Raw genomic sequence first — 15,773 nt, forward strand, 5'->3', positions numbered from 1 at the left:
TCATGATCGAGTGCACTTTTCAGCGGGAAGATGGAATGATCAAGTCTTTGGTGGTGAACGGACACAGCGGGTATGACGATATCGGGAAAGATATTGTTTGCGCAGCCGTGTCGACATTGACCATTGCAGCGATCAATGGGTTGTCGGAATATGTGAAATTGGATTTCTACTATAAAGTCAACGAAGATGGATTTGCGGAGTTTCGCATACCGGAAATTTATGATGAAAAGCAATTTACGAAAGCGAAAGCCATACTGGAAACCTTGTATTTGGGGCTTAAAAGTGTGGAAGAAGAATACGATCGTTATGTGAAAGTGATAGGTTGAATGGAGGTGGAACCTATGTTGAAAATGAATCTTCAATTGTTTGCCCACAAAAAAGGGGTAGGTAGTTCTAGAAACGGACGGGACAGCGAATCAAAACGTCTGGGAGTCAAGAGAGCAGACGGACAGTTCGTTTTGTCCGGGAATATATTGGTTAGACAAAGAGGTACGAAAATTCACGCCGGAAACAACGTAATGAGAGGCGGGGATGATACCCTGTTTGCCGTATCCGACGGGATCGTCCGATTCGAAAGAAAAGGCAAAGACAAAAAACAAGTCAGTGTGTATCCTAAAGATGCCATGTAATCCTATGACCACCTTTTCTAAGGTGGTTGTTTTTTTAAAAAGAAAGAGTGATGGAAAATGTTTGTAGATCGAGTGGAAATATCCATCAAGGCCGGTAACGGAGGCCACGGTTTGGTAGCCTTTCGGCGGGAAAAATATGTACCCAATGGTGGGCCGGCGGGAGGCGACGGAGGCGATGGAGGCAACGTCATCTTCCGCGTGGACAACAACTTGCGGACCTTGATCGATTTTCGATACAAAAGAAAACACGTCGCCCTGAACGGGGATGACGGAGGAACCAATAGAAGAAGTGGAAAAAGCGCACAGGATCTGATCATCGGCGTTCCTCCCGGTACCATAGTAAAAGAAAAGGAAACGGGCCGGGTCTTGGCGGATTTGACGGAAGTAGGGGAAGAGTACATCGCCGGAAAAGGCGGCAAAGGCGGACGTGGAAATCAACACTTCGCCACACCTACCAGGCAGGCACCCCGCTTTGCCGAGGGCGGTACTAAAGGCGAAGAAAAAAACGTGGTACTGGAATTGAAGATGATGGCGGACGTTGGACTCCTTGGATACCCCAATGTGGGCAAGTCTACCTTGCTCTCCGTTGTATCCAAGGCCAAACCGAAGATCGCCGATTATCCCTTTACCACCCTGGTTCCGAACTTGGGTGTGGTATCCTTTGCAGAAGGGAAAAGCTTTGTCATGGCGGACATACCAGGCCTGATCGAAGGTGCCAATGAAGGCGCCGGTTTGGGACATCGTTTTCTTCGCCATGTGGAACGCACGAAAATGCTCCTCCATCTGCTGGATGTATCCGGTATGACGGAACGAGATCCTTTGGAAGATTTTCGTACGATCAACGAAGAACTGCGAAAGCACAATGAGATCTTGGCGAAAAGGACCCAATTGGTGGTCTTGAACAAGGTGGACCTGGCGGCCGATGAAACAACATATGAGGAATTGAAGAATACACTGGAAAAAGAGGGGTATGAAGTATTTATCATCTCTGCTGCTACAAGAGAAGGTGTGGACGACTTGATGAATCGTACGGTGAACCTGCTGGATGAGATCGGTGAAGTGGAACCCATATTCGAGGCGGAAACCTTGCAGGAGTATGTATTTGAAGATGAAAAAGGATTTACGGTTCGAAGAGAAAATGAAGATTTCGTCGTGGAAGGCGCTTTTCTGGAAAAATTGCTGGATTCCGTCAATTTCGACGATTACGATTCCGTAGCTTTCTTCCAGCGGGTCTTGAAGGACCGTGGCGTTTTTGAAGCATTGGAAGAGAAGGGGATCCAGGAAGGACAAACCGTACGGATCCTGGATATTCAGTTTGATTATATACGGTAGATATACCCCGGGAGGTGAACAAGTATGCTGACAAGCAAACAACGAAGTTATTTTCGGTCCCTGGCAGTAGGGGAACCGGACATATTGCACGTAGGAAAAGAAGGCCTTAACGCCAACCTGGTGGTCCAGGCAAAGGACGCCCTGAAAAGCAGGGAATTGATCAAGGGAAAAGTGCAGCAAAATTGCATGGAAGATGTGGCCACTGTGGCGGAGGATCTGGCAAGATCCACGGATTCCGATGTGGTCCAGGTCATTGGAAGCAAGTTTGTTTTATACAAGCGAAACCACATGGATCCAAAAATAGAATTGCCGAAAAAGGCGAAAAAATAAAGCGAGGGATGCGTCATGGATCGATTGAAGATCGGCGTGCTGGGAGGCACGTTCAATCCCATTCATAACGGTCATTTGCTGTTGGCGGAATCCGCCAGGGATCGTCTGGGGCTGGACAAGGTATTGTTCATTCCCACCGGCAACAATCCCCTGAAAACGACGGATTGGGACATCGATGCCAACTTAAGGTATGAAATGACCAAAAGAGGAATCGACGGAAATGAATTTTTTGAGGTATCGGATATCGAGATCAAGCGGGAAGGATACACATACACCATCGATACCCTGGAAGAGCTGGAAAAGATCTATCCTGGAGACGAGATCTATTTCATCGTCGGTGCAGACATCGTTTTTGAAATAGATTCCTGGAAGCGGGCAGACGAAGTACTCCGTAAAATAAACCTGGTCACTACATTTCGACCCGGATACGACCAGGATCGTTTGGACCGGCGGGTGGAAGAACTTCGGGAGTTTTACGGGGCCCGGATCCTAAAGCTTTTTGCACCGGAAATGGACATATCCTCCTCGGAGATCCGCTCCAGGGTAAAACACGGATATTCCATTCGGTATCTGCTTCCCCGCAGCGTGGAAACCTATATTTATGAGAAAGAGTTGTACAGGTAGATGACAATGGATTACGATACTTTGGCAGCTGCAGTGAAAAAAAGAATATCAAAGAAACGATTTGCCCATTCCCTGGGTGTGATGGAAGTGGCGGTACAGCTGGCGAAACGCTACGGATGCGACGTGGAAAAAACACGCATTGCAGCGATCTGCCATGATTGTGCAAAAAATGAAAGCAGGGAACAATTGTTGCAAAAGGCAGACCAGTATGGAATGATACTGGACGATGTTGTCTATTACGAGACCCAATTGATGCATGGACCGGTGGGAAGCCTCATCGCCAGGCATGAGCTGGGTGTAGAGGACGAAGAGATCCTTGCGGCCATTGCCCATCATACGACAGGAATAAAAGAGATGAGTTTGTTGGACAAGATCATTTATTTGTCCGATTTTGTAGAACCGGGAAGAAATTACCCCGGAGTAGAAATTTTGCGGGAACTGGCTTTTGTGGATCTGGACCGGGCCCTGATCCAGGCTTTTGACAATACCATTCGGTATGTACTCAGTCTGGACAGCGTGCTTCACCCCAATACCATAGAAGCAAGAAATCAGTTGATCATGAGAATAGGAGGATAAAACTTGGAAAAAAACGCACAAGCATTTGCATTGCAGATCAAAGATTGGATCGAAGACAAAAATGGCACCGATGTTGAGATCATTGACGTCAGTGACTTGACGCCCATGACGGATGCCTTTGTCATCGCCAGCGGATCATCGACATTGAACGTCAAAGCGATCGCTGAACATGTGGAGGACATGGGATCAAAAACCGGAACGGAGCCTCTCAGCTACGAAGGTCGACAAGGCGGACGTTGGATCCTGATCGATTTCAATAGTGTCGTCGTTCATATATTTTTGGAGGAAGAACGGGCATTTTACAATCTGGAGCGACTTTGGCAGGATGGAAAACGAGTCTGAAGGGACAACTTGACAGAAAAAGACGAATACACTATAATTATGAGATAATTTGACATGGTCTCTGCAGTGGAGTAGTAAGGACATGCGTATCCAGAGAGTCGGTGGCAGCTGCGAACCGATTGCGCAAAACCTGAACTTGCCACCAAACATATGCAGAAAGGGTAATGCCTTTAACCGTTAGAAGAGGGCTTTTTAAGCCAACTAGGGTGGTACCGCGGAAGCCTTTCCGTCCCTTGCGCAAGCAGGGGATTTTTTTGCGCGAAAAACCGAGCATCTGCGGTCCGTTCCGGGGGCCGCTTCCCAAGCTTGCTTGAGGGAAGAGGACGGCGGAATGGACCATAGGGCGAAGCCCGCGACGAAGCCTTGCAGAAGGCAAGGCGGAGTGGCAGATGGTAGTGACGGTTGTCATCAGGATTTGTTCCGGGGACCGCTTCCCAAGCTTGCTTGAGGGAAGAGGACGGCGGAATAAGATCGCAGGATATTCAAAAATTTGAGGAGGCAGTCTATGAAACCTTACAATTACAAAGCCATCGAAGAAAAATGGCAAACGATTTGGGAAGAAAAAGAATTGTTCAAAGCACGAGATTTTTCCGAGAAACCCACTTTTTACGGGTTGGTGGAGTTTCCATATCCCTCCGGTGTGGGTCTGCATGTGGGACATGTACGGGCCTATACTTCCTTGGAAGTCATTTCCAGAAAACGTCGATTGGAAGGATACAATGTCCTTTATCCCATAGGTTGGGACGCTTTCGGATTGCCGACGGAAAACTACGCCATCCAAACCGGGCGCCACCCCGAGCGGTGACGGATGAGAACATCAAGGTCTTTACGGAACAATTGAAAGAGATCGGATACTCCTTCGACTGGGATCGAACGGTGGATACGACGGATCCCGGCTATTATAAATGGACCCAGTGGATCTTTTTGAAACTGTTTCAACACGATCTGGCGTATAAAAACAAAACCTACGTCAATTTCTGCAATGACTGCAAAGTTGTTTTGGCCAATGAAGAATCCCAAGACGGAGTTTGCGACCGGTGCGGCAGCGAAGTGGTCCAAATGGAAAAAGACGTGTGGTTTTTGAAAATTCGCGCGTACGCAGAAAAGCTTCTGGAAGGTTTGGAGCAGGTGGATTTCCTTCCTCGCATCAAATTGGAGCAGGAGAATTGGATCGGTAGATCCACCGGTGCGGAGGTGGACTTTATCGTAGCGGACACCCAGGATAAGCTCACTGTCTTTACCACCAGACCGGATACCCTTTATGGCGTTACTTTCATGGTCGTTGCGCCGGAACATCCCCTGGTGGAAAAATACAGGGACCGCATTGAAAACATGGATGAGATCCGGGCGTATCAGGAACAGGCAAAAAAGAAAACCGAATTTGAACGGGTCCAGTTGGCCAAGGAAAAGACCGGAGTGGAAATAAAAGGGCTGCAGGTCAAAAATCCGGTCAGTGGAGAATTGGTTCCCCTCTGGGTGGCGGATTACGTCATGATGGGGTATGGAACCGGCGCCATTATGGCCGTACCGGGTCATGATGAACGGGACTGGGAGTTTGCCGACAAATTCGGCATTCCCATCGTGGAAGTCATTCAAGGCGGCAATGTGGCGGAAGAAGCATACACGGACATCGACAAGGGAATCTTGGTGAACTCTCCGTTGATCGATGGTCTGGCAGTTGCCGACGCCAAGGAAAAGATCATGGACTATCTGGAGAAGGAAGGGATCGGAGAGCGGACCATCAATTACCGGATGAAAGATTGGGCATTTAACCGACAGCGGTATTGGGGAGAGCCCATTCCCATCGTCCATTGTTCTTCCTGCGGAATGGTTGGTGTGCCGGAAGAAGAGCTTCCAGTCACCCTTCCTGTTGTGGACAATTATAAACCCACAGAAACGGGAGAATCCCCATTGGCACTCATTGAGGAATGGGTCCAGACCACTTGCCCGTCCTGCGGCGGACCGGCCAAAAGAGAAACGGACACCATGCCCCAGTGGGCCGGATCCAGCTGGTATTTCCTTCGATATATGGATCCGAAAAACGAAGAGCGATTTGCAGGCAAGGACAAGTTGGACTACTGGCAGAGAGTGGACTGGTATAACGGCGGGATGGAGCATGTCACCCGACACTTGATCTATTCCCGATTTTGGCATCGATTCCTCTATGATTTGGGAGAAGTACCCACACCGGAACCATATGCAAAACGGACGGCCCAAGGTCTCATTCTAGGTGCTGATGGAGAAAAAATGAGCAAGTCCAGAGGGAATGTCATCAATCCAAGAGACATCATTGGAGAATATGGCGCGGATACCCTGCGAACCTACATCATGTTTATCGGAGATTATGAAAAGCCGGCACCATGGTCCGATAACGGAGTTAAAGGTTGCAAGCGATTTCTGGACCGGGTCTGGAAGCTTCAGGAAGTGGTCACAGAGGGGGATGTTTACCGCAAGGAAAATGAAGTGCTGATGAACAAAACCATAAAAAAAGTGACGGAAGATTATGAAAACCTGAAGTTCAATACGGCCATCGCTGCCATGATGAGCCTGCTCAATGAATTTAACGGGAAAGGATCCATCAACCGTAAAGAGTACGAGGATCTGTTGTTGCTGCTCAATCCGGTCGCGCCGCATATCACAGAAGAATTGTGGGAGATCATAGGATCCGATGAGAAATTGCACATGCGGTCCTGGCCGAGCTTCGATGAAGAAAAAACAATGGAAGATATCATTGAAATGGCGGTCCAGGTCAATGGAAAGGTGCGAGGAAAGATCCAAATCCCTGCGAAAGCAGACCAGCAGCAAGCGCATGATGCAGCATTTGAAGAAGCAAGCATCATGGCCTATGTAGAAGGAAAGACTGTAGTAAAGGAGATCTTTGTCCCCGGCAGGATCTACAACATTGTTGTAAAATAGTCGAAATAATCAAAAACAAAAGAAGCGGAGACAAGCCTACAAGCTTGAAAACTCTCGTTTCTTTTTTGTTGGGCGAAAAATATTTGCTTAAAAAAGCAAAAAAATAGTTAAATAAATAACAAAAAGGTTTTGGGTGGATTATGATATAATCTAAGCATATACTGGAACGGAAAGGAAACACATTCATGAATATCGTGTTATTTGAACCGGAGATCCCACAGAATACCGGAAACATCAGTAGAACTTGCGTGGTCACCGGCACCCGTCTACATTTGATCGAGCCCATGGGTTTTTCGGTCAGCGACAAGCAGGTCAAACGGGCGGGACTGGACTATTGGAGTTTGCTGGACCTGGAAGTTCATCGGGATTTTCCGAGTTTTGAAGAAAAATACGGCAACCATCCCTTTTATTTTCTCAGTACAAAAGGGGAAAAGCGATACGATGAAATAGAATTTGAGGAAGACGCCTTTCTGATTTTTGGCAAAGAATCAGCTGGATTCCCAAGCTATATTCATGAGAAGTATGCTCCACAACGATTTCGGATCCCCATGATCCCCAATGAAAAAGCCAGATCCTTGAATTTGTCCAACAGCGTTGGCATTGTTCTATATGAAGCACTACGGCAACAGGGCTTTCATGACTTGGTATGATCGTTAAAAGCGAGACAAATCCACCCAAAAAACCATTAAATTTTTCTTTATATTTTTCATAAATTTGATATCATAAGGAACTGTACGAATATGAACTTGGAGGTTGTTTATGACAACGGAAATGATTTTTAGTCTGGTAGGAGGATTGGGCCTTTTTATTTACGGCATGAATGTCATGTCGGATGGACTTAAGGCTGTTGCCGGAGACCGGGTCAAACGGCTGTTGGAAATTTTGACGAACAATCGTTTTTTAGCCATTTTAGTAGGTACTGTAGTGACCGTTATTGTACAAAGTTCCAGTACGACCACGGTCATGGTCGTAGGATTTGTCAATGCAGGGATCATGAATTTGTTTCAAGCGGCGGGAGTGATCCTTGGAGCCAATGTGGGGACCACCATCACGGCACAAATGGTAGCATTGAAAGTGGATCATTTTGCACCGATTTTCATCGGTATTGGAATGTTGATGATGCTGACAGCGAAAAAGAAAAAAACCAAGCAGTTGGCCACTGTTATTTTGGGATTTGGTATTTTGTTTTTGGGGATCAGCCTGATGTCGGATGCGTTGAAACCTTTGAGAGGGAATCAAGTATTTGTGGATACCCTCATATCTTTCGGAAACAATCCGGTTCTTGGTTTGCTGGCCGGTCTTGGCATCACTGCCATCATCCAAAGCAGCAGCGCCACCATCGGCTTGCTGCAAGCCATTGCCTTGTCCGGTACCTTTAATGCAGTAGACGGCATTTCCACCTTGGCGATCATTGTTCCCATTTTGCTGGGTATGAACATAGGGACATGCGTTACTGCATTGATTTCCAGTATTGGAGCAAACACGAATGCAAGAAAAGCGGCCTTGATCCACCTGGTAGTCAACATAGCAGGTTCCATCTGGGTCATGATCCTGTTGTTGATCGTAGATTTTGTTTCGAAAGGCAATAATCCCATCTATTACTTTATACAAGATATTTCCGGTTATACCATGATCGAAGGTGTCCGGGTCCATGATGTAACAAAGGAGATCGCCAACACCCACACCCTCTTCAATGTGGCCAATACCCTGATTTTGTACCCATTCATGAATCCCATCGTTCGATTCATCGACCGGTTGATCCCGGACAAGACAGAACTGGACGAAAAAGGGCCTCATTTGGACAAACGACTATTGGGCAATCCTGCAGTGGCCATGGGTCAGGTTGTAAAGGAAATTACCCGAATGGGGAGACTTGCAAACAAAAACCTTCATTCCTCCATCGAAGCCATTCTCCACAAGGATGAAGCTTTGGTTGAAAAAGTCTTTCGGCGGGAGAAATTGATCAATGACTTTGCAAAGGAGATCACCCAGTTTTTGGTTTTGCTATCCAACGAACAAACAGCAGATCTTCGTCAAGGTAGAGTTATGGATCTGTTCAGCTGTGTTCACGACATCGAAAGGATCGGCGACCATGCAGAAAATCTGGCGGAATTGGCCCAGTATCGGATCGACAACAAAGTCAGTTTCAGCGATTTGGCGGTAGATGATCTAAAAATCATGATGGATCTGGTAGAAAAGGTTTGTTATGACGTCATTGAAGGATTTGAACAGGAAGATTCCAAAGCGGCTCTCAGCACTATCAAGATCGAAGACGAGATCGACGCCATGGAAGAGAAACTTCGAACCAGTCACATTGCCAGACTTAATGAAGGGGTATGCAATGCACCATCCGGGATCATTTTTCTGGATGTCATCAGCAATCTTGAAAGAGTCGGCGATCATGCAACCAACATCGCAGAATATATTCTTAATTGATTGTGGAAAGAAGGGAGAAACTCATGGATTACGATATGATCATCATCGGAGGAGGCCCGGCCGGATTGAGTGCAGGTCTGTACGCATCTCGGGCAAACTTAAAGAATCTGGTGTTGGAGAAAGCGGAAGCCGGCGGTCAGATCGCCACTACAAGCGAAGTGGATAATTATCCTGGTTCTCCTAAGGACGCTACCGGTCCAGTACTTTCTCAACGGATGAAAGACCAATGCGAAGCCTTCGGCACCGAGTTTCGAAAAGAAGAGTGTAAAGAGATCGTAAAAGAAGGGGACTACTTTAAGATAGTAACCAATAAGGAAACCTACAAAACCAAGACCGTTATCGCAGCCATGGGTGCCAATCCCAGAGAGATCGGATGCAAAGGTGAAAATGAGTTTCGCGGAATGGGAGTGTCCTATTGTGCCACTTGCGACGGTTTCTTTTTTCGGGATCTGGATGTAGCGGTGGTAGGTGGAGGAGATTCCGCATTGGAAGAAGGAATTTTTCTTACCAAATTTGCCAAGAAAGTGTACATCATCCATCGACGAGATGAGCTCCGAGCCGTACCGTCCATTCAGGACAAGGCAAAAGCCAATCCGAAAATAGAGTTCATTTTGGATTCGGTGGTGGAAGAAATCAAAGGAGACGGACTGGTGCAATCCGTACGGATCAAAAACGTTAAATCCGGAGAAGAATCCGATTTGCCGGTAGATGGAGTTTTTGTATTTGTCGGATACTATCCCAGCACGGAACTGATCAAGGACATGGCGACCTTGGATGAATCCGGATACGTCCTGGCCGGGGAAGACATGAAAACGAATGTACCCGGTTTGTTTGTTGCCGGAGACATTCGCAAAAAAGTGGTGAAACAGGTCATCACCGCCGCAGCGGATGGTGCCATTGCAGCAGTCCTGGGTGAAAAGTATATATCGGAACATTTTGAATAATCAAACGCTCGTCAACATTCCATATTGAGAATGTGGGATGGGCGTTTTCCATGTGAGTTGTCGAATTGAACAAAAGGAGGATATGACCGTGCGTTTGGAAGTGGGAACAACGATCAACCAGCAGCAAAAGCAACAACTAAGCGCCAATGTGATCCATTCCATTCGTCTGCTGACTTACAATACGCTGGAATTGTCCAAGTATTTGGAAGAACAACTCCTGGACAATCCCATGTTGGAAATGGTGGAGGAAAGGCAAGAAGAAGAGCGCGAAGACGAGATCAACTGGGTGGAATTCATTAAAAACACGTATTCTTATGATGAAACCACTTTTCTACCGGGGAAAGATCCATTGGATGTATCGGTACAACCTCAAACGTTGAAGGATGTACTCTTGGAACAGCTTCATTATCAAAAGCTCACCGAGGTGGAAATCTTTATCGGAGAATGGCTTATCGACTATGTGGATGACAGCGGTTATCTGACCATCGAGGTGGAAGAAGTGGCGTCTTTCATGCAGGTGCCCGTTACTTTGGTGGAGCAAATGGTGGAAAGGATCCAGTCGTTCGAGCCAAGTGGAGTGGGAGCAGGCAATCTGGGAGAGTGCCTGTCCATTCAGTTAATAGCCAAAGGGATCAAGGATCCGAAGATCCACCGTTTAGTTTTGCATCATCTAGAGGATTTGGCCCATCGCCGTCGAAAAATCTTGGAGGACACCCTTAACATATCGAATGAACAGTTGGAGAAATATCTTGCGATCATCCAAGGATTGGAACCCAGACCCGGTCAGGCCTATTCCAGTTCCGAACCTGTCTATATATTGCCGGATCTATTTGTCGGAGAGATCCATGGGAAGGTGTTGGTACGACATAACAAGTATCAATTTTCTAAACTGGTGATCAGTCCATATTATTTGGGATTGTTGAAAAAAAGTTCCGATGAAAGAGCTCTTCAATTCATTAAAGAACGGTTGGAGTCTGCCAAGCTGCTGGTCAACAGCCTGGAAAAGAGAGAGGAAACCGTTTTGTCGGTGACAGAAGCCATCTTTAAGCGGCAGATCATGTTTTTGAAAGAAGGGGACACAGGATTGGTGCCGCTGACCATGAAAGAGATCGCCGATGAAGTGGATGTCCATGAATCCACGGTCAGCAGGGTAGTGAAAAACAAATATGTGTTGTGTGAAAGAGGCGTGTATCCTTTGAAGCATTTTTTTCCTTCCCGGCTGGACAGCCGCAGCGGAGACGGGATCTCGTCCGGGCAAGTAAAGGAAATAATTCGAGAATGGATTCAAAACGAAAACAAGGAAAAACCCTACAGCGATCAAAAACTGACAAACATGCTGCAAGACCAGGGTTTTGATGTTTCCAGGCGCACAGTGATGAAATACAGGGAACAGCTGGGGTTTCTTTCCAGCAGAGAACGCAAAACAGGATTGTAAAAACGGTTGCGTTTCTCATAAAAACGGTATATAATTATATTATGTCCCGGCGGGACAAAAACATCCCATCTAGTGGATGGGTGGAGGAATACTGGTGGAACAAAATCGATTCATGGATGTCCAAAAAAAAATAATGCCGGAGATCCTTTCCCTGATGGATCTGCGCTACGGCATACTCATGATGGTGAAGGACAAACAACCGGTAGGCAGAAGACAATTGGCCGGATTATTGGATGTCAGCGAACGGACCGTTCGAAATGAGATCGAATTTTTATTGAAAGAAGATTTTGTAGCGGTCGGGCGCCAAGGGATCGAATTGACGGCCAACGGCATGGAAATATTGTCCGGTCTGCGGGAAATCATCTATGCCTATAAAAATTTTGACTGGCTGTCTGAAGAATTGAAAGATAAATTGGGTATAAGTAGTGTATTCATCATACCGGGTGACAGCCAAACCAATGATTCCGTCATGGATTTTATGGGGAAACGTACCGCCACCTACGTTTTGGGCATTCTCAAAAACCGATCGGTCATCGGGGTCACGGGCGGCCACTCCGTGGCTGCAGTTGCTGAAAATATGCCCCAAGGTCATTATCCCAAAGTAACAGTGATCCCTGCCAGAGGCGGCATGGGGAAAAGCCACGGAACCCAGGCCAACAGCATAGCCGCACGGTTGGCTGGAAGACTGGGGGCCCAAAAGGAACTGATGTACATTCCGGACAATGTAGATCAAAAGATCCTGGAAGCGTTGAAGACCGATGTTCAGGTCAAGGCCGTTTTTGAGAAGCTGCAGGAAATGGATATCCTGGTTTTTGGGATCGGTCGGGCCGATGTCATGGCCAAGACGAGAAACATGTCGCAAGATCGGATCAAGGAATTGATGTCTCAAGGAGCATGTGCAGAAGCCTTCGGGTATTATTTCAATATCCGGGGAGAAATGGTGTATCCATCCAGCAGCGTGGGTATTACCCTGGAGCAATACAGATCCGTGGATCACGTCGTGGCCGTAGCAGGTGGTGCTGATAAAAAGGAAGCCATCATGGCAACAGCCCTTGTTCGTCCCGACATGGTACTGGTCACCGATGAAAGCGCCGCAAGGGCCATCATCGAACAATAGCGTCCATTATTAAAAAAAATATAAAAGTGCCGTTAAACGGTACGGTAACGAAAGAGGAGGAAATGTTTATGGCAGTACAAGTAGCAATCAACGGATTTGGAAGGATCGGCAGGTTGGCGTTTCGATTGATGTTTGGGGATTCGGATTTTGATATCGTCGCGATCAACGACTTGACCGATGCAAAATCTTTGGCTTATTTGCTGAAATATGACACATCCCAAGGAAAATACAAGGAAGATGCCATCACCGCAGGTGACGGATTCATTACAGTGGATGGAAAAGAGATCAAAATCTATGCCCAAAGAGATCCGGAAGAACTTCCCTGGGAAGAACTGGGCGTGGATGTCGTTATTGAATCCACCGGATTTTTCACCACGAAAGAATTGGCAGAAAAACACATACGGGCAGGAGCAAAAAAAGTATTGATCAGTGCGCCTGCTAAAGGTGACTTGAAAACCGTTGTATATAATGTAAACCATGAAGTACTGGACGGATCCGAGACCGTCGTCAGTGGCGCTTCCTGCACCACCAACTGTCTTGCACCGGTTGCAAAAGTTCTTCATGACAATTTCGGACTGGAAAGCGGTCTGATGACCACGATCCATGCATACACCAATGACCAGGCAACCCTGGATGGTCCCCACAAGGATCCTCGAAGAGGCCGAGCCGCTGCAGCCAACATTGTGCCGACAAGTACAGGAGCCGCCGCAGCCGTTGGTTTGGTTTTGCCGGAATTGAACGGCAAGCTGGATGGCGGAGCCATGCGTGTACCAGTGACAACCGGTTCCCTGGTGGATCTGACGGTCAAACTTTCCAAAAAAACCACAGCAGAAGAAATCAACGCAGCCATGAAAGCGGCAGCCAACGAAACGCTGGGTGTGACGGATGAACCTCTTGTATCTTCCGACATCATCGGCATTCGATTTGGATCCCTCTTCGATCTGAGCCAGACGAAAGTCATGGAAGCAGATGGAGAGCAAATGGTGAAAGTGGTTTCCTGGTACGACAACGAAATGAGCTACACTTCCCAGTTGGTGCGATTGGCAAAATACGTAGTAGACATGATCAAATAATTCGATACACTGAAAGGGAAGGGGCGACCCTTTCCTTTTTTCAACGAGTATGAAAGGAGCTTACCCATGACAAAAAAAAGCATAAGAGACATAGATTTAAAAGGGAAAAAGGTGTTGGTGCGAGTAGATTTCAATGTGCCGTTGGATGGGGATCGGATCACTGATGATACTCGGATCCGGGCATCCCTGCCGACGATCCGGCATATTTTGGACCATGGAGGAAAAATCATCCTCATGTCCCATCTTGGTCGACCGAAAGGATCTCCGGATCCAAAGTATTCCCTGGCACCGGTAGCAAAAGAGTTGTCGGAGCTGCTGGGGCGTGCCGTGCTGTTTGCCGACGATGACAAAGTCGTTGGAGAATCGACGCGTAATGCGGTAGATTCCATGAAGGAGGGAGATGTGGTACTTCTTCAGAATACTCGGTTTAGAAAAGAAGAAACGGACAACGATCCGGCCTTCTCCAAGGAGCTGGCTTCCTTGGCGGATGTTTTTGTCAATGACGCCTTCGGCGCCGTACATCGAGCCCATGCATCCACAGTAGGTGTAGCAACCTACATTCCGGCTGTCTGCGGCTTGCTTATCGAAAAAGAACTGGAATTTTTGGGAGGTGCACTGGATGCGCCAAAACGTCCTTTCACCGCTATTCTGGGTGGCGCGAAAGTCAGCGACAAGATCGGCGTCATCAATAACCTAATGGAGAAGGTGGACAACCTGATCATTGGCGGAGGAATGGCCTACACATTTTTGAAAGCAAAAGGGTATGAAGTTGGGACTTCTCTTTTGGAAGAAGACAAGATTGATCTGGCAAAAGAATTGATGGAAAAGGCGAAAGATAAAAACATCGACCTGTTGCTTCCCGTGGATGTGGTTGTGGCAGAAAAATTTGCAGCAGATGCACCCCATACGATCGTGAAAGCCGATGTCATGCCAGCCGATCAAATGGGTTTGGACATCGGACCGGAAACGTCGGACTTGTTTGCAAAAACCATCGGAGAAAGCCAGCTGGTCATTTGGAACGGACCCATGGGCGTTTTTGAATTTGAAGCATTTGCAAAGGGGACCATCGCCGTAGCCAAGGCCATGGCACAGTCGGAAGGGGTGACCATCGTCGGCGGAGGAGACAGTGCTTCTGCCGCCGTAAACCTTGGATTTGCAGATCAAATGACACATATTTCCACGGGAGGCGGAGCTTCTCTGACGTTTTTGGAAGGAAAAGCATTGCCCGGCATCGATATTTTGGAAGATAAATAAGGAGGGGTCTCATTGAGAAAACCGATCATCGCTGGAAATTGGAAAATGAATAAGACGGCAACAGAAGCGGTAGCCCTGGTGGAGTTGTTGAAAGAGAAAGTGGCCAATAAGGATGTGAAAGTGGTCTTTTGTCCGCCTTATACGTCTCTTGTGGCTGTTAAAGAAGGTCTGGATGGTTCAACAGTAGGTCTGGGCGCCCAGAACATGCACTTTGAAGACAATGGTGCCTTTACGGGAGAGATCAGCGCAGACATGTTATTGGATCTGGGTGTGGAATACGTGATCATCGGCCATTCGGAACGCAGACAGTATTTCAACGAGACCAATGAAACGGTGAACAAAAAATTGCACAAGGCCCTGGAAAAAGGGTTGATCCCCATCGTTTGTGTGGGAGAATCCCTCCAAGAACGGGAAGAGGGAATCCAGGAAGCGGTGGTGACCACCCAGGTATGTGAAGCCTTTAAAAACGTCCAAGCGGATGATGCCGCCAAGACAGTGGTAGCCTATGAACCCATCTGGGCCATCGGAACGGGAAAGACTGCCACTAGCGACCAGGCGGAGGAAGTTTGCCGATGGATCCGGGAGAACCTGGAAAAAATATACGATTCCGAAGTGGCGCAAACAGTTCGGATCCAGTACGGTGGAAGTGTCAATGCTTCCAACGTGGATGAACTGATGGGCATGCCCAATATCGACGGCGCTCTTGTCGGTGGAGCCAGTTTGAAGGAAGATTTTGTGCGCATCGTTCAATTTGGTGCGTGATCG

15 protein-coding genes and 1 pseudogene are annotated in these 15,773 nt (G+C 47.4%); all 16 read left to right on the plus strand.

All coding sequences use genetic code 11. From position 1 onward, the window contains the following. Window positions 1-2 precede the first annotated feature (2 nt). The 16 genes and pseudogenes from J0B03_RS10425 (at window position 3) to tpiA (ending at window position 15,770) form a co-directional block, all read left to right on the plus strand. On the plus strand, window positions 3-326 hold the full coding sequence (locus tag J0B03_RS10425) for a ribosomal-processing cysteine protease Prp (RefSeq protein WP_207299540.1): 324 nt from the start codon (window positions 3-5) through the stop codon (window positions 324-326). A 15-nt stretch (window positions 327-341) separates the two neighbouring features. Further along, window positions 342-629, plus strand: a complete 288-nt coding sequence (gene rpmA, locus J0B03_RS10430; RefSeq protein ID WP_207299541.1) for a 50S ribosomal protein L27 — start codon at window positions 342-344, stop codon at window positions 627-629. A gap of 57 nt (window positions 630-686) precedes the next feature. After that, window positions 687-1,961: a GTPase ObgE gene (gene obgE / locus J0B03_RS10435; protein WP_207299542.1), complete on the plus strand. Its 1,275-nt coding sequence runs from the start codon at window positions 687-689 to the stop codon at window positions 1,959-1,961. Between the two features lie 24 nt (window positions 1,962-1,985). Then, window positions 1,986-2,291 (plus strand): ribosome assembly RNA-binding protein YhbY, encoded by a 306-nt coding sequence (gene yhbY / locus J0B03_RS10440; RefSeq protein ID WP_207299543.1) that lies wholly within the window; start codon window positions 1,986-1,988, stop codon window positions 2,289-2,291. Between the two features lie 15 nt (window positions 2,292-2,306). Further along, a complete protein-coding gene (nadD, locus tag J0B03_RS10445; RefSeq protein ID WP_207299544.1) occupies window positions 2,307-2,915 on the plus strand; it encodes a nicotinate-nucleotide adenylyltransferase in 609 nt (202 codons plus the stop codon). 6 nt (window positions 2,916-2,921) lie between these two features. Next, the gene (gene yqeK, locus J0B03_RS10450; protein WP_207299545.1) at window positions 2,922-3,491 is read left to right on the plus strand and encodes a bis(5'-nucleosyl)-tetraphosphatase (symmetrical) YqeK; all 570 of its coding nucleotides are present in this window, start codon (window positions 2,922-2,924) and stop codon (window positions 3,489-3,491) included. A 3-nt stretch (window positions 3,492-3,494) separates the two neighbouring features. Next, window positions 3,495-3,833, plus strand: a complete 339-nt coding sequence (gene rsfS, locus J0B03_RS10455) for a ribosome silencing factor (protein ID WP_207299546.1) — start codon at window positions 3,495-3,497, stop codon at window positions 3,831-3,833. 505 nt (window positions 3,834-4,338) lie between these two features. Beyond that, window positions 4,339-6,749, plus strand: a pseudogene (gene leuS / locus J0B03_RS10460) (leucine--tRNA ligase). Between the two features lie 185 nt (window positions 6,750-6,934). Further along, window positions 6,935-7,399, plus strand: a complete 465-nt coding sequence (locus J0B03_RS10465; protein ID WP_207299547.1) for a tRNA (cytidine(34)-2'-O)-methyltransferase — start codon at window positions 6,935-6,937, stop codon at window positions 7,397-7,399. A 109-nt stretch (window positions 7,400-7,508) separates the two neighbouring features. Then, window positions 7,509-9,185, plus strand: a complete 1,677-nt coding sequence (locus J0B03_RS10470; protein ID WP_207299548.1) for a Na/Pi cotransporter family protein — start codon at window positions 7,509-7,511, stop codon at window positions 9,183-9,185. 23 nt (window positions 9,186-9,208) lie between these two features. Continuing rightward, on the plus strand, window positions 9,209-10,129 hold the full coding sequence (gene trxB / locus J0B03_RS10475; protein WP_207299549.1) for a thioredoxin-disulfide reductase: 921 nt from the start codon (window positions 9,209-9,211) through the stop codon (window positions 10,127-10,129). Window positions 10,130-10,217: 88 nt separating this feature from the next. Continuing rightward, the gene (gene rpoN, locus J0B03_RS10480; RefSeq protein WP_207299550.1) at window positions 10,218-11,564 is read left to right on the plus strand and encodes an RNA polymerase factor sigma-54; all 1,347 of its coding nucleotides are present in this window, start codon (window positions 10,218-10,220) and stop codon (window positions 11,562-11,564) included. Window positions 11,565-11,658: 94 nt separating this feature from the next. Next, complete coding sequence (locus J0B03_RS10485) at window positions 11,659-12,681, plus strand: sugar-binding transcriptional regulator (protein ID WP_207299551.1); 1,023 nt, start codon at window positions 11,659-11,661, stop codon at window positions 12,679-12,681. A 68-nt stretch (window positions 12,682-12,749) separates the two neighbouring features. Next, window positions 12,750-13,754 (plus strand): type I glyceraldehyde-3-phosphate dehydrogenase, encoded by a 1,005-nt coding sequence (gene gap, locus J0B03_RS10490; protein WP_207299552.1) that lies wholly within the window; start codon window positions 12,750-12,752, stop codon window positions 13,752-13,754. Window positions 13,755-13,820: 66 nt separating this feature from the next. Next, window positions 13,821-15,008: a phosphoglycerate kinase gene (locus J0B03_RS10495; RefSeq protein WP_207299553.1), complete on the plus strand. Its 1,188-nt coding sequence runs from the start codon at window positions 13,821-13,823 to the stop codon at window positions 15,006-15,008. A gap of 12 nt (window positions 15,009-15,020) precedes the next feature. Then, window positions 15,021-15,770: a triose-phosphate isomerase gene (gene tpiA / locus J0B03_RS10500; protein ID WP_207299554.1), complete on the plus strand. Its 750-nt coding sequence runs from the start codon at window positions 15,021-15,023 to the stop codon at window positions 15,768-15,770. Window positions 15,771-15,773 lie beyond the last annotated feature (3 nt).

The sequence above is a fragment of the Alkalibacter rhizosphaerae genome, assembly GCF_017352215.1.
Lineage (GTDB): Bacteria > Bacillota > Clostridia > Eubacteriales > Alkalibacteraceae > Alkalibacter > Alkalibacter rhizosphaerae.